The organism is Streptomyces antnestii (assembly GCF_004005495.1).
GTDB lineage: Bacteria > Actinomycetota > Actinomycetes > Streptomycetales > Streptomycetaceae > Streptomyces > Streptomyces antnestii.
On sequence record NZ_RZYA01000002.1, the window covers coordinates 185,140 to 206,276 of the forward strand.

Below are 21,137 nucleotides of genomic sequence, written 5' to 3' on the forward strand. Positions count from 1 at the left end.
CAGAGAGCACAGAACCGCAACGGTCCGCACCTCCCCGAACCCCACGCGCCACGGCCCGTCCCGTGCCCTGCGCGCCCTGTCCGTGGCCGGCGCCGCCACGGCCCTCGCGTTCGGCGGCCTCGCGGGACCGTCCGCCGCGCCCGCCGCCGCGGCCACCCCGTACCCCAACCTCACCCCGACCCCGCCCATGGGCTGGAACAACTGGTCCTACTACGGCTGCGACATCAGCGAGGAGACCGTCCTCGCCAACGCCCGCGCCCTCGTCTCCTCCGGCCTGGCCGCCAAGGGATACGACACCGTCACCACCGACGACTGCTGGATGACGCACACCCGCGCCGCCGACGGCAACCTCGTCCCCGACCCCACCCGCTTCCCGCACGGCATGGCCTACGTCGGTGAACAACTGCACGCCATGGGCCTGAAGTTCGGCATCTACGAGGACGCCGGAACGTCGACCTGCGGCGGCTACCCCGGCAGTTACGGCCACATCAAGCAGGACGCCGACCTCTTCGCCAAGTGGAAGGTCGACTACCTGAAACTGGACGGCTGCAACGTGCCCGTCCCCGCCGGCCAGAGCGCCGACGACGCTTACCACAAGCTCTACGGCGACATGAGCCAGGCGCTCCTCGACACCGGCCGCCCCATCGTCTACTCCGTGTCCGCGCCCGCCTACTTCGAGGGCGAGAAGGACTGGCACCACGTCATCTCCTGGTCCGCCGAGGTCGGCAACCTGTGGCGGGAGGGCGCCGACGTCGCCATGGAGTCGTCGTCCGCGCGCGGCAAGTGGTCCTCCATCAAGTACAACTACACCTACAACGTGCCGCTGGCCGACCTGCAGAGCCCGGGCCGCTGGAACGACCCCGACTTCCTCCTGGCCGGCCAGTCCCGGCTCACCGGCGACGAGATCCGCAGCCAGATGTCGCTCTGGTCCGTGATGGCGGCCCCGCTCATCTCCAGCACCGACCTGACCAAGGCCTCACCCGACGCGCTCTCCGTACTCGGCAACAAGGACGTCATCGCCGTCGACCAGGACGCCAAGGGCCTCCAGGGCCGCATCGTGCGGCACGGCGACGGATACGACGTCCTGTCCAAGCCCCTCGCGAACGGCGACCGGGCCGTGGCCCTGTTCAACTCGTCCGACGAGGCGCGGACCATCACCACGACGGCCGCCGAGGCCGGGCTGCCCGACGGGAACTCGTACCTCCTGAAGGACCTGTGGTCGAAGGAGACCACGCGGACCACCGGGACCATCGCGGCCGACGTTCCCGCGCACGCGACCGTCCTGTACCGCGTCCACGCCGGAAGCGCGCCCCGCGTGCAGCCCGCCACCGCGATCACCTGGACCCGGACCGGCGGCGAGGGCACCACCTCGACCTGGAAGGTGGCTCTGGCCGACCACGGTCCGACCGGACTCACCGGCGCGCGGCTGAAGCTCGGCGCGCCCGACGGCTGGAACCTCAGCGACTCCGACGTGTCCCTCGGCAACGTCAGGCCCGGCGGCTCGGCCACCGCGACCGTGACGGCCAAGGGCCCCGACGCCAAGCCCGGCACCACCGTCACGCCCCTGACCGCGACGGCCCGCTACCGTGCAGGCGGCGCCGGTGAAGGATCCGTGACGGGACAGGCCTCGGTCGTCACCGAGGTGCCGTACCCGAGCCTGGAAGCCGCCTTCAACAACGTGGGCGTGACCAACGACGCGGCGCCGCCGGCCGAGGGCAACTACACGACCGGCAACTTCGACGGCGGCGGCGACAGTTACTCCGCCCAGGCCCTCGCGGCGGCCGGCGTCACACCCGGAGCCGAGCTCGCCAAGGACGGAGTGACCTGGACCTTCCCGGCCGCCAAGCCGGGCACCCCGGACAACGTCGCCCTCGCCGGCCAGTCGATCACTCTCACGGGCAGCGGCTCGAAGCTCTGGTTCCTCGGCGCGGAGGCCGGATTCGTCTCGGGCCAGGTCAAGGTCACCTACACCGACGGCACCACGAGCACGGGCAGCCTCGGCTTCCCCAACTGGTGCTGCACGGCGGGCACGGAGTACGGCGCGACGACCGTCGCCACGTCCGGCCACCGCAACACCCCGAACGGCCCCGCCAACTTCGGCATCGGCTACAAACTGTTCGGCAACTCCGTCCCGCTCACCGCGGGCAAGACGATCCGCACGGTCACCCTGCCGGACGCGGACGCGATCCACGTGTTCGCGGTCACGGTCCAGTAGGAGCCGGCCGCGCAGGCGCCCGCCGTGAACGCCTCAGTCCCGGTGTTCGCACGGCCCGTGCGGGTCGCCTGCCGGCCGTCGCCACTGCCGATCGAGTGGACGCGGAGCCCCCGCGGCGTGCGAAAGCCGGGCCGAGGAGCGCGCGGGCCATGGGGAATGCGAGGATGGCGTCATGGCAATCAAGGCATATTTCGACATCACCATCGACGACCAGCCCGCCGGGCGCATCACCTTCAACCTCTTCGACGACGTCGTCCCGAAGACGGTGGAGAACTTCCGCGCCCTGGCCACGGGCGAGAAGGGCTACGGCTACAAGGGGTCGTCGTTCCACCGCATCATCCCGGCGTTCATGCTCCAGGGCGGTGACTTCACCGCCGGTAACGGCACGGGCGGCAAGAGCATCTACGGCGAGAAGTTCGCCGACGAGAACTTCAAGCTCAAGCACACCAAGCCGGGCCTGCTCTCCATGGCCAACGCGGGCCCGAACACCAACGGCTCGCAGTTCTTCATCACCACGATCGTGACCGACTGGCTCGACGGCAAGCACGTCGTGTTCGGCGAGGTCGCCGACGAGGACAGCATGAAGCTCGTCAAGAAGATCGAGGCCCTCGGCTCCGGCAGCGGCACCCCCTCGGCCAAGGTCACCATCTCCGAGTCCGGCGTTCTCTGAGCCACCCGTGGCGCACGCCTGACCGGTGACGGACAGGCACAGCGACAGGAACAGTGACGGGCCGGGGCCCCATCAGGGCGCCCCGGCCCGCTCCATGTCCAGGTACAGGCCCGCCGCACGGCCCCGCCGCACGTCAGCGGCGGCGGCGCCCCGCGACCGGTACGTCCAGGGGCCTCGCGAGACCCACGACGCCCTCGTCGAGGCGCTGCAGATGCCGCAGCACACGGAAGGTGACCGTGCCGGAGCGCAGTGCCCCGGTCCCGTCCGCCTCCAGCATGGACGCGATGCTCGCGCCCGCCTCGACCTCCCCGCCCGTCTTCTCGTCCCGCACATGGGCGTCGATCACGTCGATGTTGTGCGCGATGCGCAGCCCGGCCCGCCCGAGCCGCGGGTCGGCCGCGATGGTCTTGCTGTAGGGCACCAGCTCGGCCGTCGCCGCCAGGGAGCGGGCGTGATACGCGCACGTCTCCAGGAGCGCCACCAGATAGCGGGCCGTCTGCCGCCGCACCCTCAGGGGTGTGATCGGGTGCGTCAGCGGCTTCGTGGAGGCGCGCAGATCGTCCAGAGCCGTGTCCAGGTCCCGCGCCTTGTCGAGCAGGTCGACCGCGGGCCCGCCGCTCAGCTGCTCCACGGCGGCGGACACGACGTCCCCGAGCCTGACCAGGACCGTGCTGAGGAGCTCGTCCGTACGGCGGTCCGTGTGCACCGGCAGCACGACCACCGCGGCGATGATGCCGCACGCGGCGCCCAGCGCGGTCTCTTCGATCCGCAGGACGAGCACGTCCAGGCTGTACGTGTTCAGCAGGGTGTACAGCATGCCCAGCATCGCGGTGACGAAGAAGGACATCAGGGCGTAGGACAGCGGGGCGGTGAAGAACATCGCGAAGATGAAGACCAGGACGAGCACGAACGCTGTCCAGGTGTGGTTCCCGACGATGCCCGCGAGCAGCACACCGGCGACCACGCCGAACACCGTTCCGACGAGCCGGCGGTAGCCCTTCACCAGGATCTCGCCCGTGGACGCGGTGTTGAGGAAGACCACCCAGCACGTCAGGACCGCCCAGTACCAGCGCTGGCTGGACAGGAACTCGCCGCCGACGATGGCCAGGGCCGAGCCGACCGCGACCTGGAACGCGGCCCGGGTCGTGGGCCGCTGGAGCCCCGAGCGGTCGTCCTCGTCGTCCTCCTCCTTCTCGGACCCGGTGATCGCCAGGTCCTCGGCGTCGATCTCCTCGCGCGAACGCGTCGTGGCCGGGCTGTCGTCGGACTCGTCCTGCGGTCCGTCCAGGGCGAGCCGCAGACCCAGGACGGCGCGCGCCGCCTCACCGATCCCACGGAAGACGTCCTGTACGGCGGCGGACCCGCGCGGCAGGTTGTCCTCGTCGCGGTAGCCGAGCAGCCGGTTGCGGACATGAGAGAGCGCGGTGCCGCGGTCGACCGGCGCGGGGCGGGCGACCAGCAGTTGCAGGGCGCCCAGGTCGCGGCGCAGGGTCCGGGTCGCGTCGTCGTCGCCGTACGGACGCTTCGACGGCTCGGGCAGGGGTGCGTGCGGCAGGTGCAGGGTGAGGGTGTCGGCGCGTTCGGCGCTGCGGGCGTTGAGCAGCAGGACGCCGAGCCGTTCGGCGGCGATCTCGGCGTCGGCGACCCTGCGCTGCACGAGGGAGGCGGTGGCGGAGTCCCGGGTGCCCTCCTCGAGGCGGCCCTGGATCATGAGCGCCGTCTCGTGCAGCCGTGCCGTGCCGCGCCGCAGGTCGTCGATGACCTTCTCCAGTTGGTCCGGGTCGGCGTCGAGCAGCTCCGTCTGGGTGCCCACGAGCTGCGCGAGCCGCGCCCGGAACGCGTCGCGCAGCCGGCCGAGGACCCGCTCGGGCGTCTCCGGTACGACGGCGAAGCGCACGACCGCGCTGCACGCGAAGGCGATGGCGAGCGTCGCGTACAGCTTCGGGAGGGTCGGGACCGTCGCGCTCACGAACAGCGAGACGAAGTAGATCTGAAAGCCGATCAGGCCCAGCGCCGTGCCGCGGTCCCCGAACCGGCGGCTGTACACGGCACCGAAGATCAGCGCGATGAAGAAGAGGTCACCCCCGACGACCTGGTTGTGCAGCAGCGCGGCCAGCGACACCGCCGCGAGCGCCACGGGCAGCCCCAGGGCGAGCGTGACCGCCTGGCCGCGTACGTCCTTCTCCCGGATCGCGAACGTGGCCACCATCGCCGCCATGGCGCCCGCCACCATGTGCGTCACATCCGTGTGGAGCGCGGCCAGGACGCCCAGCGTGAGCGCGATCGCGCCGACCGTCCGCAGTCCCGCCATCAGCCGCAAAAGCCCCGGATCGGACGCCACGAACCGGTCCCACGCGCCGCCCCTCCCCGTCAGGCGTGTCCTTTCCCTCACCGTGCCGCACTCTCCCGATCCAGCCATGATCCACGGACGCCTCAGCATCCCATGCGCGTCAACACCGGTCAGCGGCCGGTCAGTGGCCGGTCACGGGAGGCGGGAGGGCGGGGCGCGGTCAGGACAGGGAGCGCACCGTGCGCCGCACCTGGGCCGCGATCGGGCCCGGCAGGGGCGCGTAGTGCATCCGGGACAGCACCCGCTGGCCCTCGTCACCGGCGGTATAGGTGAGGAAGGACCTGAGCGCGGGGAGCGTGGCGGCCCGATTGCCCTTGTCGCACACGATCTCGTACGTGACCTGGACGATCGGGTACGCCCCCGCCGCCGGACGGCCGTAGCGGAACGTGAGCGACATGTCCTTGCCCTCGCCCGTGAGACGCGCCCCGGCGATCCCGGCGGACGCGGACTCCGGGGAGGGGGCGACCGGCCGCCCCGTGCCCGTGTCGACGCGGACGGCCGGAATCCGGCTGCTCGCCGCGAAGGACAGCTCGAAGTAACCGATCGACCCGTACGAGGAGTTGATCTCGGCGGCGACTCCGCTGGAGCCGTTCGCCGAGCCGCCGCCCCTGCCCTGCCAGGACTTCTCCGCCGGGTACGGCCAGGCGGCGGGGGCCGCGCCCGCGAGGTATGCCTGGAGGTTCTGCGTCGTGCCCGAGTCGTCCGAGCGGTGCACGGTGAGGATGCGGGCCGACGGGAGTTTCACGCCCGGGTTGAGCCTGCGGATCTCCGGGGCGTCCCAGGTGGTGATCCGGGTGTCGAAGATTCCGGCGAGGGTGGCGGCGTCGAGGACCAGGCCGTCGACGCCGGGCAGGTTGTAGCCGACCGCGATGGGGCCTCCCGCCATGGGCAGGTCGATGGCCCGGCCGCCGGTGCAGGTCTGCCGGGACAGGGCGACCTCCGCCGGCTTCAGCGCGCTGTCGGAGCCGCCGAACGCGGTCGCGCCCCGCAGGAACTGGGCCGCTCCGGCGCCCGACCCGAGCGGGTTGTAGGCGATCTGTACGTCCGGGCAGGCGCGTTGGTACTGCTGGATCCAGTACTTCATCACGTTCTGCTGGGCGGTCGACCCGGATCCGGGCAGCTGGCTCTTCGCCGCGCAGTCGATGCGGGCGGCGGGGGAGGCGGCGGCCGCCCGTGCCTGATCGCCGGTGGCGCCCGCGCCGCCCGCTCCGCACCCCGCGAGCAGCTGCGCGGCCGCGACAGCGGCGGCGACCGGAACGCTCCGCCGGATCACACGATGGGCACGGGCGCTCTTCACTTGTTCCCCCTGGACATACTGCTGTCGGAAGCAAGATGGTCACCGACCAGGGCGGTCGCGGGGTGACGTGAAGGTGAACTCCAGGCGAAGCACCACCGTACGAAGGGCGAGCGGGGCCCGACACGGACCCCGCTCACCTCGACGGCCCCCGGGGCCGGATCAGTCCTTGTAGTCCGGCGCGATCCGGTCGAGCAGCCGCAGCATCGCCGCCCACGCCAGGTCGTACGCGTCCTCGTCCTGGAGGTCGGAGTCGGCCTCGGCCTCGCCCGCGAGCTGGCGGGCGGTGTACTCGCAGACCTCCGCGGGCGGAACGGTCAGCGGGACGCCGCCGGCCTGCGCGGTGACCTGGATCTCGCAGGCCTTCTCCAGGTAGTACATGCGCAGGAACGCCTGGGCCGCCGAGCCGCCGACGGTGAGCAGGCCGTGGTTGCGCAGGATCAGCGCGGGGTGGCCGCCGATGTCCTCGACCAGCCGCTTCTGCTCGTCCAGGTTGAGGGCCACGCCCTCGTAGTCGTGGTAGCCGACGCGGTCGTGGAACTCCATCGACATCTGGTTCAGCGGCAGCAGCCCGCCCTGCTGCGCGGCGACGGCGCAGCCCGCCTTCGTGTGCGTGTGCAGCACGCACTGGGCGTCCTCGCGGGCGGCGTGGATCGCGCTGTGGATGACGAAACCGGCCGGGTTGACCGGGTACGGGCTCGGCTCGACCGGGTTCCCGGACAGGTCGATCTTGACGAGGTTCGAGGCGGTGATCTCCTCGAAGAGAAGGCCGTACGGGTTGATCAGGAAGTGGTGGTCGGGACCCGGCAGGCGCAGCGAGATGTGCGTGAAGATCAGGTCGGTCATGCGGAAGTGCGCCACGAGCCGGTAGACGGCGGCGAGTTCGCGGCGGAGCCGCAGCTCCACCTGTGCGGCGTCCTCGTCGGTCGCGGGGGTCAGCAGGTCGGTCACGAGACGGCTCCTTCGAGGGTCGGGTCGACCACGGGGGTGAGCGGGCGGCCGGTGCGGTGCCAGGCGATCACGTTCTCCGCGGGTGCGCACACGTAGGCGCGCTGCGAGGCGTCGGTCAGGAACGCGCTGTGCGGGGAGAGCCGGATGCGCGGGTGGGTGCGCAACGGGTCGTCGGCGGGCGGCGGTTCGACCGGGAACACGTCGAGCGCGGCCCCGGCGAGATGCCCGCTGTCCAGCGCGCGCACGAGCGCGTCGGCGTCGACGAGCTCACCGCGCGAGACGTTGACGAGGAACGAGCCCGGCCGCATCCGGGCGAGCAGATCGCCGTCGGCGAGGCCGTGGGTCTGCGGGGTGAGCGGGGTGTGCAGGGACAGTACGTCGGAGGCGCCCACCAGCTCGTCCAGGCCGAGCCGGTCGACCTCGGGCGGCCAGCCGGCCGGGTCGGCGTGCGGGTCGAAGGCCGCCACCCGGCCGAAGACGGGCCCCGCCATGCGTGCGAGGGCGCGCGCGATCCGGCCGAACCCGACCAGGCCGAGCGTCAACTCGCTCGCCCTGCACGGAAGTTCACCGAACTCGGTGTTCCACCCGCCGCCGCGCACGGTGGCGTCGGCCCGCGGCAGGTGCCGTACGAGCGAGAGGGTGGCGGCGAGGGCGTGCACGGCGACGTCCTCGGTGGCCGCGTGCGGCAGGTTGCTCACCCACAGGCCGCGCCGGCGGGCCTCGGCGGTGTCCACCATGTCGTACCCGGCGGACATCGTGGCCAGCATGCGTACGGCGGGCAGCCGGTCCAGGAGTGCGGCGTCCACGGGCGCGTAGCCGACGATCAGAGCCTCGGCGTCGTGGGCGGCCGCCGCGATCTCCCCCGGGTCGCGGCTTCCGACGACGCGGACCTCGAAGCCCGCGTCGCGCAGCAGGCGCGCGCCCGGTTCGACGTCCAGCTCCTCGGGGTCGATGAAGACCACCACGGGCTGACCCATCCAAATTCTCCCCACACACGGATCGGCGAACGATTCCCGATCAACGGCTCATGACCGGCGAACGATTCCCCGTCGGCGAATGATTCGTCGGCCTCTTCGGCCTTGAACTTACGTTTCGTCTTCTGTGATTGTCCAGTCTGAACGAGACGGGCGCCCGTGACGCATGTCACGACCGTCCGCCGCCCGCGCCCCCGTGGCCGACAATGGGCGCCGACCCCGGGTGCGGCCGCGCCCGGGCAGCCGAGCTGAGGGGAAGCCCCGGTGGACCTGGACCACATCGACCTCGCCGTCGTCCGCGAGCTGCAGGAGGACGGCCGTCTGACGTACGAGACGCTGGCGCAGCGCGTCGGGCTCTCCCGGCCCGCGACCCGGGCCCGCGTCCAGCGGCTCCTGGAGGGCGGCGGCGTGCAGGTCGTGGCGGTGGTGCACCCCGCCGTCCGGGGTCTCACCGCGTCGGCACACCTGTCGATCGGCGTCCGGGGTCCGGCCGGACCGGTGGCCCGCGCCATCGCCGCCATGCCCGAGGCGCCCTTCGTCACGCTGACGGCCGGCGGCTACGCGGTCATGGCCGAGCTGCGCACCAAGGGGATCGCCGACCTCGACCGGGCGATCGAACGCGTCCGCTCCGTGCCGGGGGTCGACGTCGTGGACCCGCTGATCGCCACGCGCCACCTCAAGGATCCGTATCTGCTCGCGGGGGAACCGGCCGTCACCGAGCTCGACGAGACCGACCTGGCCGTGCTGCGCGAGCTGGAGGCCGACGGCCGGCTGCCGTTCGCCGAGCTCGCCGAGCGGGTGGGCCTGTCGGCGGGCGCGGCCCGCGCGCGCACGCTGCGGCTCCTCGACGGCGGCGTCGCGAAGGTCCTCGCCCTGGTCCGGCCCGAACTGCTCGGCCTCGGCATCCTGTGCGGATTCGCCGTGCGCGTCGAAGCGGAACGGGACGAGGTCGCCGAACGGCTCGCGGCCCTGGGGCAGGTCTCGTTCCTGTCGTCCTGCATGGGGCGGGCGGATCTCGTCGGCACGATCACGGTGGAATCCCTCGCGGCGATCCGCGCGGCCGTTGAGGACATGCGGGCCGTGCGGGGTGTACGCGCGGTGGAGAGCTGGGTGCACCTGGAGCTCATCAAGGAGCGCTACGAGGATCCCGCCGGATGATACGTAGGTGATGCCTCGCCTGAACTTACGAAAAGTTTCCCGGCGATACATCTGGTCAAGTCAACGTCTGCTGTTTATCGTCCATGCGAACGAATCAGTCGCCGCGACCCTTGTGTGCGCGGTGTTCCTCATGGTCGTCCCATGGTCGAAAGCAGGCCCCCTTCATGCACCACGCCCTCGATGACGCCGACCGCACGCTCCTGGTGACCGGCGCGGCGGTGGCCGTCGCCGGAACCTCCGTGCGCGCCGAGGCGCTCGCCGTCCGCGGCGGCCGCGTCGTCCACGCCGGCACCGCGGACCAGGCACGCGCCGCGCTCGGCGGCCGGATCGACGAGCGCCTCGAACTCGACGGCGGCCTCGTCCACCCCGGCTTCGTCGACGCCCACTGCCACCCCGTCATGTACGGGCAGGCCCTCGCCTGGGTCGACTGCCGGCCCGAACGCGTCCCCGACATCGAGACCCTCGTCGCCGTCCTCACCGACGCCGCCCGCGAACTCCCCGCCGGAGTCCCCGTACGCGGCTTCGGCTACGAGCACCGAAGGCTCGCCGAACGCCGCCACCCCACCCGCTACGACCTCGACCGCGTCGCCACCGACCGCGAGGTGTACGTCATGAACGCCTCCGGACACGGCGGCGTCGTCAACTCCCACACCCTGCGCACCTGCGGCGTCACCGCCGGCACCCCCGACCCCGAGGGCGGCAGCATCGGCCGCCTGCCCTCCGGTGAACCCGACGGACAGCTCTGGGACGCGGCCTGCGACCTGCTCACCGGGCCCGGCGGCGTGAAGATCGGCAACCACGGCCCGAACTTCCACCTCTCCGAACCCGACGCGGTCATGGCCGACCACCTCCGGCGCGCCCAGGAGGTCTTCCTCGCCGCCGGAGTCACCACCGTCGGCGACGCCCAGGCCTCCCGCCGCGAGATGGAGACCTATCTGCGCGCCCGCCAGGACGGCTCCCTGAGCCTGCGCGTCTCCGCCTACCTCACCTCCGCGCTCCTCGACACCGCACTCGACCTGGGCGTCGTGAACGGCTTCGGCGACGACCACTTCCGCGTCCAGGGCGTGAAGTTCTACGCCGACGGCACCCTCGGCGGCTGGACCGCCTACTTTCCCGACGGCTACGCGGCCGACTGCTGCCACCACGGCCAGCTCTACCACTCGGCCGAGGAGTACGCCGAGCTCGTCGCCCGTGCCCACGGTGCAGGGCTGCAGACCGCCACCCACGCGCAGTCCCCGTACGCCATCGGCATGGTGCTCGACGCCGTCGAGAAGGCGCAGGCAGGCCGCGAGCGACCCGACATGCGGCACCGCATCGAGCACTCCGGGCTGCCCACCGACGAACAGATCGTCCGCATGGGCGAGTTGGGCGTCGTACCCGTCATGCAGCCCCAGCACCACCTGCGGACCGGGGACGGCACGCTCACCGCCGTCGGCGAACTCGGCCACCGCTACAACCCCGCCGGCGTCTGCCGCGCCGCCGGAGTGCCCGTCGTCTTCAGCTCCGACGCGCCCGTCGCGCCGCCCGCCCCGCTCGAAGCCGTCTCCGCGGCCGCCACCCGGCGCACCGTCCTCGGCACCGTCCTCGGCGACGCGTCCCTGCGCATGCCCGTCGCGGACGGCCTGCACGCGCACACCGCGGCGGCGGCCCGCGCCCTGCACCGCGAACACGCCGTCGGCGCGCTCGCCCCCGGAATGCTCGCCGACTTCGCCGTCCTCGACAGCGACCCGCTCACCGCCGACCCGGCCGAACTCGCCTCCATCGGCGTACGCGAGACCTGGATCGGCGGAACCCGCGCCTGGGCCGCCCCCGGCCGCTGACCGCTCCGCTCTCCTTCTCTTCCCGTCCCTCCCCGCCTCTCCTGTCCCCGGAGGCTTCATGCCGACACAGCCCGCCGCCACCCGACAGAGCCCGTACAGAGCCGCCTTCGCGGCCCTCGCCGGCACCTCGATCGAGTGGTACGACTTCTACGCCTTCGCCACCGCGGCGGCGATCGTCTTCGACGACGTGTTCTTCCCGCCGGACATGTCGCCCTACCTCAAGACCCTCTCCGCGTTCGCCACCTTCGCCGTCGGCTTCCTGCTGCGCCCGCTCGGCGGCATCGTCTTCGGGCACATCGGCGACCGCGTGGGCCGCAAGAAGACCCTCGTCATCACGCTCGTGATGATGGGCGTCGCGTCCTTCGGGATCGGCCTGCTCCCCACCTATTCCCAGGTCGGCGGGCTCGCCCCGGTGCTCCTGATCGCGCTCCGCCTGATCCAGGGCATCGCGATCGGCGGCGAGTGGGGCGGTGCCGTGCTGATCGCGGTGGAGAACGCCCCGCGCGGAAAGGCCGCGTTCTTCGGGTCCTTCGCCCAACTCGGCTCATCCGTCGGCGCGTTGCTGTCGACGGGCGCCTTCAGCCTCATGAACCTCTTCGGCAGCGACGCGTTCATGAGCTGGGGCTGGCGCGTGCCGTTCCTCGCGTCCGCGGTCCTCGTGGTCGTCGGCCTCGTCGTACGGGTGAAGCTCGAGGAGTCGCCCGTCATGTCCGAGGTGCGCGACGAGCAGGCCGCCGCCGAGCGGAGGCTGCCCGTCGTGGAGGTGTTCCAGAAGGCGTGGCGCACGGTCCTCATCGGCGTCTTCGCCCTGGCCACCGCCACCGGCGGCTACTACGTGGTGACCAGCTTCCTGCTCTCGTACGGCACCGGTGACCTCCACCTGTCCGAGTCGATGCTCCTCAACGGCCTCACGCTGGCGGCCTTCCTGGAACTCCTGGTCACGCCGGGACTGTCCTGGCTGGCGGACCGCGTGGGCCCGCACAAGGTCGTCATCACGGGCCTGGCCGGCGTGATCGTCCTCGCGGTCCCGCAGTTCATGGTCCTCGGCACCGGCAGCGTCTTCCTCATCTGGCTGATGATGCTGGCGATGCGCCTGGTGATGTCCGCGCTGTACGGGCCCATCGCGTCCATCCTCGCGGAGGGCTTCGCCCCGCATGTCCGCTACACCGGCATCTCGCTGTCCTACCAGGTCTGCAACATGGTCTTCGGTGGCCTCGCCCCCCTCGCCGCTGTCTCCCTCGCCGCGGCGGCGGGCGGACACTACTGGCCGCCGGCCCTGATGCTCATGACCATCTCGGCGGTCGGCATCTGGTGCACGGCACGGCTGCGCGCGCTGCGGGCGGCGCAGCCGGGGGAGGACACGGCGTCCGCGGCGGGCCGGGAGGTGGCGAGCGGCGTCTGAGCGCGGCCTGCCCGGCCGGCTCCGGGTCGTGCCTCTGCCCGCCGACGCGAGGTGTGCGTCGGCGGGCAGAGGCACGACCGGATCAGAGCGGCTGGGGCCGGTGGGTGACGTATTCCTCCATGAGCCTGGCGCGCGTCGCCCCGAGCCGGTAGGCGAGGATCTCGGCGACGGTGCGGACGAGTGTCACGCCCAGCGCGGTGTCGAGGTCGCACAGGTTGAGCACCGCCTGCGCGTCGAACTCATAGGCGCGTACGGGGCTGAACGCCTCGGCGCCGAAGTCCCACCGGTGCGGTGGGAACAGCCATGACCAGCCGAGCAGGTCGCCCGCGCCGAGCGAGGCGACGGTCACGCGCCGGTGCTCGGTGACCTGCTGGTCGAGTGAGACGGCACCCGAGCGTATGACCCAGAACCGGTCGGCGACGCCGCCCTCCTCGAAGATCCGCTGGTCCTCGTCGAACGACACCTCCTTGGCCAGCTTCATGAGCCGCTCACGGTGATCGCGAGGAAGGGCGGTCAGCAGTCGTGTCGCGTTCGTCATGGCACAGGCCTCCTCGCCCGAGGTCCCCCCACCCTCCATTGGAGCCGCCGCACGGCGATTGAGCACCCCGGGGACGACCTCGAATCGTCGACGGTACGCAGAGCCCATGGTCCGTCGCAATGGGTGCACGTCGGCCCCCCAGGGTGGTGGCTACGCGGCGTGGTGGGCGAGCGGGGCGTGCGGGTCCGGCACTCCGGGGGCCGGCGCGGGGTCCGCGTGCACCAACGCGGCGGTGAGCTTGGGGACGGCGTGCAGCAGGGCGTGCTCCGCGGCGACCGCGACCTCGTGCGCGGCCCGTACGGAGAGCGCTCCGTCGACGACGATGGCGACCTCGGCGCGCAGCCGGTGCCCGATCCACCGCATCCGCAGCTCCCCGACGGTCAGCACGCCCGGCACGTGCCGCAGGGCGTGCTCGGCGGCGTCGACGACGGCCGGGTCCACGGCGTCCATCACCCGCCGGAAGACCTCCCGGCAAGCGTCGCGCAGCACGAGCGCGATCGCGGCGGTGATGGCGAGCCCCACGATCGGGTCCGCGAGCCGCCAGCCCAGGGCGGCGCCACCCGCCCCGATGAGCACGGCGAGCGAGGTGAAACCGTCCGTCCGCGCGTGGAGCCCGTCGGCGACGAGAGCGGCGGAGCCGATGTCACGGCCGACGCGGATGCGGTAGCGGGCCACCCATTCGTTGCCGAGGAACCCGATCACGGCGGCGACCGCGACCGCCGGCAGATATTCGACGTCGCGCGGGTTGACCAGCCGGTCTATCGCGGTCCACGCGGCGAAGGCGGCGGAGGCGGCGATCGTGAGGACGATGACGAGCCCGGCGATGTCCTCGGCGCGCCCGTAGCCGTAGGTGAAGCGGCGGTTGGCGGCCCGCCGTCCCAGCACGAAGGCGACGGCGAGAGGGAGCGCGGTGAGCGCGTCCGCGGCGTTGTGGACCGTGTCACCGAGCAGCGCGACGGAACCGGAGAGCACGACGACGACCGCCTGCGCGACGGCCGTCACTCCCAGCACGGCCAACGAGACCCACAGGGCACGCAACCCCCGAGCCGACGCCTCCAGCGCCGGGTCCGTCTTGTCGGCGGTCTCATGGGAGTGCGGGGTGAGGAGATGGGCGAGCCGATGCCGGAGGCGGGAGGCTCCGGAGGGTGGGGTGTCGTGTCTGTGGGGGTGGCCGTGGGTTCCGTGGTGGTCGTGTCGCTGCTGATGCTCATGGGTATGGCCGTGGTTCGCGTGAGGGCCTGCGCCATGGTCGTGTGTGCCGTCGTGCGAGGTGTGTCCGTGCTGAGCGCTCACGGGTCGGGCCTTCCTGGGCGGCGGAACGGGTGGACATCGGGAGGTGACCGCTCCATTATGTGCGTATGAGCGCACGCATGCACCTATTACCTGCGCATCGTGCGCACCCGCGAGACCCGAGCGACGCACAGCTGGTCTACGCGGCCGACCTGCTCGGGCTCCTGGCCGACCGGACCCGGCTCGTCCTGCTGCACACGCTCGGCGGCGGCGAGGCGGACGTCACGACACTCACCGAGGCGTGCGGTGCGGCCCGCCCCGCGGTGAGCCAGCACCTGGCGAAACTCCGCCTCGCCGGTCTGGTCACCGTCCGCAAGGACGGACGCCGCATGATCTACGCACTGCCCGACGGCCATCTACGACGCCTGGTCGCCGAGGCCCTGAACCTCGCGGACCACCACCTCGGCGCGGCTGCCGCGACGCCGGAGGAGGAGAGCTGAGTGACGGCCACGTCCAGGCCCTCACCTGTGCCTTCGCACCTGCCCCCGCGCGGCCGCCGTGCATTGATCATGGAACCGGTCCTGGAGGTTTTCGACGCCACCGGATTCCGCGCATGGCCGGTAGCCGATCTCCCCGCCGGGCATCTCCTGCCGCTGTCGGGCGATCTGTCGATGCCGGAAACCGGCACCGCGGTGGCGACGCTCGCCGAGTACGCGTCGCGGCCCACCGGCGACGGGGTCCTGGCGGCGGATCCGGCGGCCTGTCTGCGCGGACTGACCGACGCCGAACTCCTGCTCCCGCCGGGCGGGTTGAGGGTCCGGGACCCCGGCACCGGTGCGGAGATCCGGCCCGGCTGCTGCTGCGGTGTCGAGGACTGGCGTGAGTGGTGGGTTCTCGTCGACGGCGGCGAGCCGTGGCTCGGTCACGATGCGGCGCGCATCGAGTTCGCCGGGGCGGACGTGCGGCTGTGGCCCGTCGTCGGAGTCGCTCAGGCTGCCCCGCGGCTCCCCGTCGAGATCCCGCTCGCCGAGCTCCCCGCCATGCTGCGGGCCACGCAGGAACTGCTCGTGGGGTTCCTCGACCGTGTCGAACAGTGGGCCCTTTCCTACGCTCCCGAGCCGGCCGCTCGTACGCGGGACAAGGTGGACCGTGACCTGGGGATCACGGCGTCGGGGCGTTGAGGCTCGATGTCTGGGCGCGGAGCCAGGTGAGGAGGCGGGCGACCTGGGGGTCCTCGGCGGGTGGCCGGTGGCTGAGCAGGTGGTAGCTCGTGCCGTCCGCCACGAAGCCGAAGGGTGCGGCGAGGCGGCCCTGGGTCACCTCGTCGTGGACCAGCGCGTACGGGCCGATGGCCACCCCGACCCCGGCCGCGGCGGCCTGGAGCGTCAAGTAGAAGTGCTCGAAGGTCTGTTGCGGCGACGCGTCCGACGCGTCCGGCGTCGGGCCGGTGCCCGTCAGGCGGCGCCAGTCCTCCCATGCCCCCGGCCTGGTGCGGGTGTGCAGGAGCGTGGCTCCCGCGAAGGGGGCCTCACCCAAGAGCTCCCCGGCCAGGTCCGGTCGGCAGACCGGGCCGATGCGTTCACCGAAGAGGCGCGTCCCGCTCACCCGCCCGGGGAAGGCGAAGTCGTCGCGTCGGATGGCGACGTCCACGTCGTCCAGCGCGTCGGGCCCGCCGCCCGCGGACAGATGTACGGTCAGGTCCGGAACGTTCGCCGCCAGGTGCGGCAGGCGCGGAATGAGCCAGCGCATGAGCAGGGTCGGCTCGCACGACAGGGTCAGGGGGCGGCCGGGGTGCGGTCGGCGTGCGGCCAGGCGCGCGGCCGTGTCGATCCGGTCGAGCGATTCGCTGATGACGGCGGCCAGTTGGCGGGCTTCGGGCGTGGGGCGCAGGGAGCGCGGCGCTCGCTCGAACAGCGTGGTGCCGAGGGCCCGTTCCAGGTTCTGGATCTGGCGGCTCACCGCGCCGTGCGTCACGTGGAGTTCCTGGGCCGCCGCCGTCATGCTTCCGTGCCGCACCGTCGCCTCGAACGGCAGCAGCGTGTTGGGCGGGGGTAGATCGGGCCACGGCATGCGTGAGATTTTCGCACAGGGGCTGTGAGAACGAATCGTTTGTACCGGGGCTTCGCGTGCTCCACCGTTGACGACGTCACCGAATCGACGACACCGTCCGCCCCGCGGCCGGGCCTTCAGACGAGGACACGCACATCGATGGATCACCGCAACGACTCCAGCCCGAGCGTCGCCGTCCTGGCCGACGATCTCACCAGCGCGGCGGACGGCGCCGCGCCCTTCCGCCGCACCGGCCACCGCGCCCGCATCCTGCTGCGCGACGACGCGTCGGAACGTGACGAGTCCGCCGCAGGCGTCACCGCACTCGATCTGGCCGGCCGTCTCCTCGACGTGGCCGAGGCCGCCGCCCGCACACGCCGGGCGGCACGCACCCACGCGGGCAGCGACCTCCTGCTCAAAACCGTCGACTCCACCCTCCGCGGCCACATCGCCGCCGAGATCCGGGCCGCGTACGAAGGGTCCGGCCGACGCGCCGCGCTCATCGCGCCCGCGTTCCCCGCCGAGGGGAGGACCACGGTACGGGGAGTGCAACGCGTACGCGGAGTCCCGGTGCACGCAAGTGAGTTCGGGCGCGATCCGGTCCACCCCGCGCACTGCTCGGACCTGGCGGAACTGCTGCCGGAGGCCGTCCTGGTCGACGCCGGGCGCGCGGACGAGCTGCCTGCCGCGATCGACAAGGGAGGCCTGATCGTCTGCTCCGCCGTGACGGACGGGGACCTCGATCGAATCGTCGACGCCGTCGACGCCGTGGACGATGTGCTCTGGATCGGCTCGCCCGGCCTGGCCGCCGCGCTCGCCGCGCGATACGCACGGCCTGAGGCCATGCCCGTACCCGAACTCGTCCCGGCCACGCGCCCGCTCGTCGTGGTCGGCAGCGCGAACCCCGCTACCCGTCGCCAACTGGGCAACCTGCGCGCCGAGTTGGGATCGGCCGGCGTGACGGTCGCCACCGGGGACCCCGGTGCGAGCGTGGCCGAGCTGAGTGCCGCCGACGCTCGGATCCTTACGCTGCGCACCCCCGACGAACGACACACCACCGCCACCGCGAACACGCTCACCCGGCATCTCGCCGAGGTGACCCGCACGCTCGTGGCGGCCGGGACGGTCGACGCGCTCGTCCTCACCGGCGGCGAGACCGCCGCCCACGTCCTCGGCCAACTCGACGTCGCCGGAATCGAATTGACCGACGAGCCGGAACCGGGCGTCGCCCGCGGCGTGCTGCTCGGCTCGCGGAACATCCCCGTGCTGATCAAGGCGGGCGGGTTCGGCGACGACGACCTGCTGCTCCGCCTCTGCGCCCTCGCCGCCGGCGCGGGTCGTTCGCAAGGGGAGGGATGATGACTACGCTCCCGATCGCCGTCACCATGGGTGACCCGTGCGGAATCGGCCCCGAGATCACGTCAAGGCGTACGCCGACCCGCGCCGCCTCGCCCCCGTCGTCGTGATCGGTGACCCGGGCGCCCTCGCCCGGGCCTGCCGCACCACCGGGGCGCCGCTCACCGTCCAGGTGATCGAGTCCGTGGACCGGGCCGCGTACGAGCCCGGCGTCATCGACGTCGTCGCGGCGTGCGACCTGCCGGACGAGCTTCCCGTGGGCGCCGTGGACGCCCGGGCCGGCGCCGCCGCCTTCGCCTGCGTACGCCTCGGTGTCGAACTCGCCCTGGGCGGCGAGGTGCGCGCGCTGACGACGGCGCCGGTCAACAAGGAAGCGCTGAGGCTGGCCGGTGTCCCGTACCCCGGGCACACGGAAATGCTCGCCGACCTGTCGGACACCTCCGACTACGCGATGATGATGGCCGACGACGAACTGCGCGTCGTCCTGGTGACGGTCCATCAGTCCCTCCGCACCGCCCTCGACGCGATCACGACCGAGCGCGAACTGGACGTCATCCGGCTCACCCACCGCACCCTGCGGCGCGGCGGGATCACCGCCCCACGCATCGCCGTCGCCGCCCTCAATCCGCACGCCGGCGAGAACGGCCTCTTCGGCCGTGAGGATCTCGATGTGATCGAGCCGGCGGTGCGGGCCGCGGTGGCGGAGGGGATCGGGGCGAGTGGGCCATGGCCCGCCGACACCGTCTTCATGCGGGCCCGCAACGGGGAGTTCGACGCCGTCGTCGCGCAGTACCACGACCAGGGCCTGATCCCTGTCAAATACCTCGGGCTCGAACATGGTGTGAACATCACCGTCGGGCTGCCGTTCGTCCGCACCAGCGTGGACCACGGCACGGCCTTCGACATCGCGGGCCTCGGCACGGCCGACCACGCGGCCCTCCTCACCGCCCTGCGGCACGCCGACGCGCTCGCGTCGCCACCCGTCGACCGCCCCCGAGCCAACTCCCGTACCACCTGAGGAACAGGACAGGACTCCGTGGACTTCATCTTCATGCTCACCCGCGACGACCGGACCGTCACCGACTGCCTGGACGTCCTCGGCCAGGTCGAAGGTCTCGGCATCCGCCACATCGGCTTCAAGGACATCGGCGTCGACCGCGACACACTCTCCCAACTCCACGCACGCGTACGGGACATGGGTGCCACCACGTATCTCGAAGTGGTCAGCACGGACCGCACTCAGGCTCTCGCCTCCGTACGGACCGCTGTCGACCTGGGCGTCGACCGGCTCATGGGCGGCACCTGGATCGACGACACGCTCGGCCTGCTGCACGGCACGTCCATCGGCTATCTGCCGTTCGCCGGGCGGCCGTCGGGGCATCCGACCACCCTCGGCGGAACCCCGGAGAGCGTCGCCGAGGACTGCCGGCGCGCGCAGGAGGCGGGCTGCGCGGGCGTGGACCTGCTGGCGCACCGCGCCACCGAGGCCGACCCGCTCGATCTCGTACGGGCCGCCCGCGCCGCCACGACCGGCCGCCTCGTCGTGGCGGGCAGTGTCACCACCGAGCGGATCGGGCCGCTCGCCCGGGCCGGGGCCGACGCGGTCACCATCGGCTCCGCGGCGTTCGACGGCTCCCTCGCCCCGCGCTCCGGAACGCTCCGAGCCCAGCTCGCCACCGCGATCGAGGCGTGCGCCGCCGCCGGCGAGGCCGCGTAGCGACAGGGAAGGTGGCGCCGTGTCAGGCGTCGTCCTCCGGCGGGGCGTCCTGGTCGAGTACGTACAGTTCCGGCAGGTTCACCACGATCGCCTCCTGCGTGCTGCGGGCGATCACCACCACCGCCTCCTCGTCCGCGCTCGGGTTCTCCTCGCGGTGCGGTACGAACGGCGGAACGAAGATGTAGTCGCCGGGTCCGGTGCGCAGCCGGACCTCCTCGGGGGTGCCGGTGGAGTCGTCCAGGAACACGAACTCCGGGTGGCCCTTCACCACATGGATCGCCGTCTCCGAGGCCCCGTGGTGGTGGTTGGAGGAGGCGGTCTCCGGGGCCACGTGCGTCTGGCCCATCCAGATGCGCTCCGAGCCGACGGAGCTCCCGCTGATCGCGGCGAACCGCCGCATGCCGCCGGTCTGCGCGGTGTCGCCGTCCAGTTCACCCGCGCGGATGTGGTGGAGCCTGGCCCGGAGGGGTGCCGGGGCGTCGTGGTCGGGGAGATCGGGGTGGAACGCGTCGCGCTCGGGGGAGTCGCCGACGGGGGAGGGTGAGGGCATGGCGGTCCTGCTCGTCGCGGGCGGGCCGTCGGCGGGGAACGCGGCGGGCGCGCCGGACTCGGTGCCGAGGGCAACGGGGGGCCAGGGCACTGCCGGCTCGCTCGCTGCCATCAATGCGCAAGATCCACCGCCGACCGTAGGGAGCGCGCCGAAGGGCTGTCAAGGTGGGCCCTTGCCGCCCCATTGCTTCCCGTTGGTTCACGTGCCACGCACGATCACTGCACCCCGTTCGGCCGGAACTGGACGCTGATGCGGCCGCCCGTCGCCCGTGTCGTCTTCGGGACGGCGTGCTCCCAGGTCCGCTGGCAGGAACCGCCCATGACGACGAGGTCTCCGTGCCCCAGTGGCCGCCGGACCACGTCGCCCCCGCCGCGCGGGCGCAGCAGCAGGTCGCGTGGAGTGCCCACCGAGAGGATGGCGACCATGGTGTCCTCGCGGGCGCCCCGGCCGATGCGGTCACCGTGCCAGGCGACACTGTCCCGCCCGTCGCGGTAGTGGCAGAGGCCGGCCGTGGTGAAGGGTTCGCCGAGCTCGGCGGCGTAGTGCGCCGACAGGGCCTGTCGCGCCTCGTCGAGGACGGGGTGCGGCAGGGGTTCGCCCGCGCGGTAGAAGGCGAGCAGCCGCGGTACGTCCACGACCCGCTCGTACATCTGCCGCCGCTCGGCCTTCCACGGGACGTCGGCGGCCAGCTGTTCGTACAGCGTGTCCGCGCCGCTCAGCCAGCCCGGGAGCAGGTCGATCCAGGCGCCGTCGCCGAGCACGGTCCTGCGGACCCCGGCCGCACCGTCGAGGGGGCGCAGTCGCACGTCGTCACTCTGGTCGAACAGGGACCCCTGGAGCATGTGCGTTGCCATGCGGACAGC

At 72.3% G+C, this 21,137-nt stretch carries 19 protein-coding genes; 10 read left to right on the forward strand and 9 right to left on the reverse strand.

What is annotated here, in order from left to right; genetic code table 11:
• Positions 1-82 precede the first annotated feature (82 nt).
• Together EOT10_RS41160 and EOT10_RS05620 are read left to right on the forward strand one after the other, a co-directional pair.
• Entirely contained in the window at positions 83-2,215 is a 2,133-nt protein-coding gene (locus EOT10_RS41160; RefSeq protein WP_189491217.1) for an NEW3 domain-containing protein, read from the forward strand.
• Positions 2,216-2,387: 172 nt separating this feature from the next.
• The gene (locus EOT10_RS05620; protein ID WP_127826928.1) at positions 2,388-2,885 is read left to right on the forward strand and encodes a peptidylprolyl isomerase; all 498 of its coding nucleotides are present in this window, start codon (positions 2,388-2,390) and stop codon (positions 2,883-2,885) included.
• A 133-nt stretch (positions 2,886-3,018) separates the two neighbouring features.
• Here EOT10_RS05620 and EOT10_RS05625 read toward each other — a convergent pair whose 3' ends face one another.
• From EOT10_RS05625 to EOT10_RS05640, 4 genes are all read right to left on the reverse strand, one after another.
• Positions 3,019-5,196, reverse strand: a complete 2,178-nt coding sequence (locus EOT10_RS05625) for an FUSC family protein (protein WP_223280870.1) — start codon at positions 5,194-5,196, stop codon at positions 3,019-3,021.
• Positions 5,197-5,395: 199 nt separating this feature from the next.
• Positions 5,396-6,532 carry a phosphate ABC transporter substrate-binding protein PstS gene (pstS, locus tag EOT10_RS05630; RefSeq protein ID WP_127826930.1) on the reverse strand — a complete coding sequence of 379 codons (1,137 nt, stop codon included), beginning with the start codon at positions 6,530-6,532 and terminating at the stop codon, positions 5,396-5,398.
• 159 nt (positions 6,533-6,691) lie between these two features.
• Positions 6,692-7,480, reverse strand: a complete 789-nt coding sequence (locus EOT10_RS05635) for a class II aldolase/adducin family protein (RefSeq protein WP_127826931.1) — start codon at positions 7,478-7,480, stop codon at positions 6,692-6,694.
• Positions 7,477-8,457, reverse strand: coding sequence for a C-terminal binding protein (locus tag EOT10_RS05640; RefSeq protein WP_127826932.1), 981 nt, complete (start codon positions 8,455-8,457; stop codon positions 7,477-7,479). Before EOT10_RS05640 ends, EOT10_RS05635 begins: the two co-directional genes overlap by 4 nt.
• 261 nt (positions 8,458-8,718) lie before the next feature.
• Here EOT10_RS05640 and EOT10_RS05645 point away from each other — a divergent pair, with 261 nt between their 5' ends.
• The 3 genes from EOT10_RS05645 to EOT10_RS05655 all read left to right on the forward strand — a co-directional run bounded on the left by EOT10_RS05645 (position 8,719) and on the right by EOT10_RS05655 (position 12,834).
• Positions 8,719-9,612 (forward strand): Lrp/AsnC family transcriptional regulator, encoded by an 894-nt coding sequence (locus tag EOT10_RS05645; protein WP_127826933.1) that lies wholly within the window; start codon positions 8,719-8,721, stop codon positions 9,610-9,612.
• 164 nt (positions 9,613-9,776) lie between these two features.
• Positions 9,777-11,432, forward strand: a complete 1,656-nt coding sequence (locus EOT10_RS05650; protein WP_127826934.1) for an amidohydrolase — start codon at positions 9,777-9,779, stop codon at positions 11,430-11,432.
• 58 nt (positions 11,433-11,490) lie between these two features.
• On the forward strand, positions 11,491-12,834 hold the full coding sequence (locus tag EOT10_RS05655; RefSeq protein WP_127826935.1) for an MFS transporter: 1,344 nt from the start codon (positions 11,491-11,493) through the stop codon (positions 12,832-12,834).
• 82 nt (positions 12,835-12,916) lie between these two features.
• Here EOT10_RS05655 and EOT10_RS05660 read toward each other — a convergent pair whose 3' ends face one another.
• Both EOT10_RS05660 and EOT10_RS05665 read right to left on the reverse strand, forming a co-directional pair.
• Positions 12,917-13,372: a cyclic nucleotide-binding domain-containing protein gene (locus EOT10_RS05660; RefSeq protein ID WP_127826936.1), complete on the reverse strand. Its 456-nt coding sequence runs from the start codon at positions 13,370-13,372 to the stop codon at positions 12,917-12,919.
• A 150-nt stretch (positions 13,373-13,522) separates the two neighbouring features.
• A complete protein-coding gene (locus EOT10_RS05665; protein ID WP_127826937.1) occupies positions 13,523-14,665 on the reverse strand; it encodes a cation diffusion facilitator family transporter in 1,143 nt (380 codons plus the stop codon).
• Positions 14,666-14,730: 65 nt separating this feature from the next.
• Between EOT10_RS05665 and EOT10_RS05670 the strand changes: the two genes are divergently transcribed.
• Positions 14,731-15,102, forward strand: a complete 372-nt coding sequence (locus EOT10_RS05670) for an ArsR/SmtB family transcription factor (RefSeq protein ID WP_189491220.1) — start codon at positions 14,731-14,733, stop codon at positions 15,100-15,102.
• 69 nt (positions 15,103-15,171) lie between these two features.
• Positions 15,172-15,783, forward strand: coding sequence for a hypothetical protein (locus EOT10_RS05675; RefSeq protein ID WP_127826938.1), 612 nt, complete (start codon positions 15,172-15,174; stop codon positions 15,781-15,783).
• Here EOT10_RS05675 and EOT10_RS05680 read toward each other — a convergent pair.
• Positions 15,764-16,672, reverse strand: a complete 909-nt coding sequence (locus EOT10_RS05680) for a LysR substrate-binding domain-containing protein (RefSeq protein ID WP_127826939.1) — start codon at positions 16,670-16,672, stop codon at positions 15,764-15,766. The two genes, EOT10_RS05675 and EOT10_RS05680, sit on opposite strands and share 20 nt — an antisense overlap.
• A 138-nt stretch (positions 16,673-16,810) precedes the next feature.
• On the opposite strand from EOT10_RS05680, the gene EOT10_RS05685 reads away from it, so the two are divergent.
• The 3 genes from EOT10_RS05685 to EOT10_RS05695 are packed head-to-tail and all read left to right on the forward strand — an operon-like array spanning position 16,811 to position 19,724.
• The gene (locus EOT10_RS05685) at positions 16,811-18,010 is read left to right on the forward strand and encodes a four-carbon acid sugar kinase family protein (RefSeq protein ID WP_127826940.1); all 1,200 of its coding nucleotides are present in this window, start codon (positions 16,811-16,813) and stop codon (positions 18,008-18,010) included.
• A 37-nt stretch (positions 18,011-18,047) separates the two neighbouring features.
• Positions 18,048-19,025: a 4-hydroxythreonine-4-phosphate dehydrogenase PdxA gene (pdxA, locus tag EOT10_RS05690; protein ID WP_223280820.1), complete on the forward strand. Its 978-nt coding sequence runs from the start codon at positions 18,048-18,050 to the stop codon at positions 19,023-19,025.
• An 18-nt stretch (positions 19,026-19,043) separates the two neighbouring features.
• Positions 19,044-19,724: a hypothetical protein gene (locus EOT10_RS05695; RefSeq protein WP_127826941.1), complete on the forward strand. Its 681-nt coding sequence runs from the start codon at positions 19,044-19,046 to the stop codon at positions 19,722-19,724.
• Between the two features lie 22 nt (positions 19,725-19,746).
• Here the strand turns inward: EOT10_RS05695 and EOT10_RS05700 are convergent, their stop codons facing one another.
• Both EOT10_RS05700 and EOT10_RS05705 read right to left on the reverse strand, forming a co-directional pair.
• Positions 19,747-20,274 (reverse strand): cupin domain-containing protein, encoded by a 528-nt coding sequence (locus tag EOT10_RS05700; protein WP_127827328.1) that lies wholly within the window; start codon positions 20,272-20,274, stop codon positions 19,747-19,749.
• A gap of 215 nt (positions 20,275-20,489) precedes the next feature.
• Complete coding sequence (locus tag EOT10_RS05705) at positions 20,490-21,128, reverse strand: alpha-ketoglutarate-dependent dioxygenase AlkB (protein ID WP_127826942.1); 639 nt, start codon at positions 21,126-21,128, stop codon at positions 20,490-20,492.
• Between the last annotated feature and the right edge of the window lie 9 nt (positions 21,129-21,137).

What these genes read in the sequence shown, in the direction of transcription:
- EOT10_RS05620 (WP_127826928.1), top strand. Translation starts at nt 2,388, where the DNA reads ATGGCAATCAAGGCATATTTCGACATCACCATCGACGACCAGCCCGCC.
- EOT10_RS05625 (WP_223280870.1), bottom strand. Translation starts at nt 5,196, where the DNA reads ATGGCGGGACTGCGGACGGTCGGCGCGATCGCGCTCACGCTGGGCGTC.
- EOT10_RS05640 (WP_127826932.1), bottom strand. Translation starts at nt 8,457, where the DNA reads ATGGGTCAGCCCGTGGTGGTCTTCATCGACCCCGAGGAGCTGGACGTC.
- EOT10_RS05650 (WP_127826934.1), top strand. Translation starts at nt 9,777, where the DNA reads ATGCACCACGCCCTCGATGACGCCGACCGCACGCTCCTGGTGACCGGC.
- EOT10_RS05655 (WP_127826935.1), top strand. Translation starts at nt 11,491, where the DNA reads ATGCCGACACAGCCCGCCGCCACCCGACAGAGCCCGTACAGAGCCGCC.
- EOT10_RS05660 (WP_127826936.1), bottom strand. Translation starts at nt 13,372, where the DNA reads ATGACGAACGCGACACGACTGCTGACCGCCCTTCCTCGCGATCACCGT.
- EOT10_RS05670 (WP_189491220.1), top strand. Translation starts at nt 14,731, where the DNA reads ATGAGCGCACGCATGCACCTATTACCTGCGCATCGTGCGCACCCGCGA.
- EOT10_RS05675 (WP_127826938.1), top strand. Translation starts at nt 15,172, where the DNA reads ATGGAACCGGTCCTGGAGGTTTTCGACGCCACCGGATTCCGCGCATGG.
- EOT10_RS05680 (WP_127826939.1), bottom strand. Translation starts at nt 16,672, where the DNA reads ATGCCGTGGCCCGATCTACCCCCGCCCAACACGCTGCTGCCGTTCGAG.
- EOT10_RS05685 (WP_127826940.1), top strand. Translation starts at nt 16,811, where the DNA reads ATGGATCACCGCAACGACTCCAGCCCGAGCGTCGCCGTCCTGGCCGAC.
- EOT10_RS05700 (WP_127827328.1), bottom strand. Translation starts at nt 20,274, where the DNA reads ATGCCCTCACCCTCCCCCGTCGGCGACTCCCCCGAGCGCGACGCGTTC.
- EOT10_RS05705 (WP_127826942.1), bottom strand. Translation starts at nt 21,128, where the DNA reads ATGGCAACGCACATGCTCCAGGGGTCCCTGTTCGACCAGAGTGACGAC.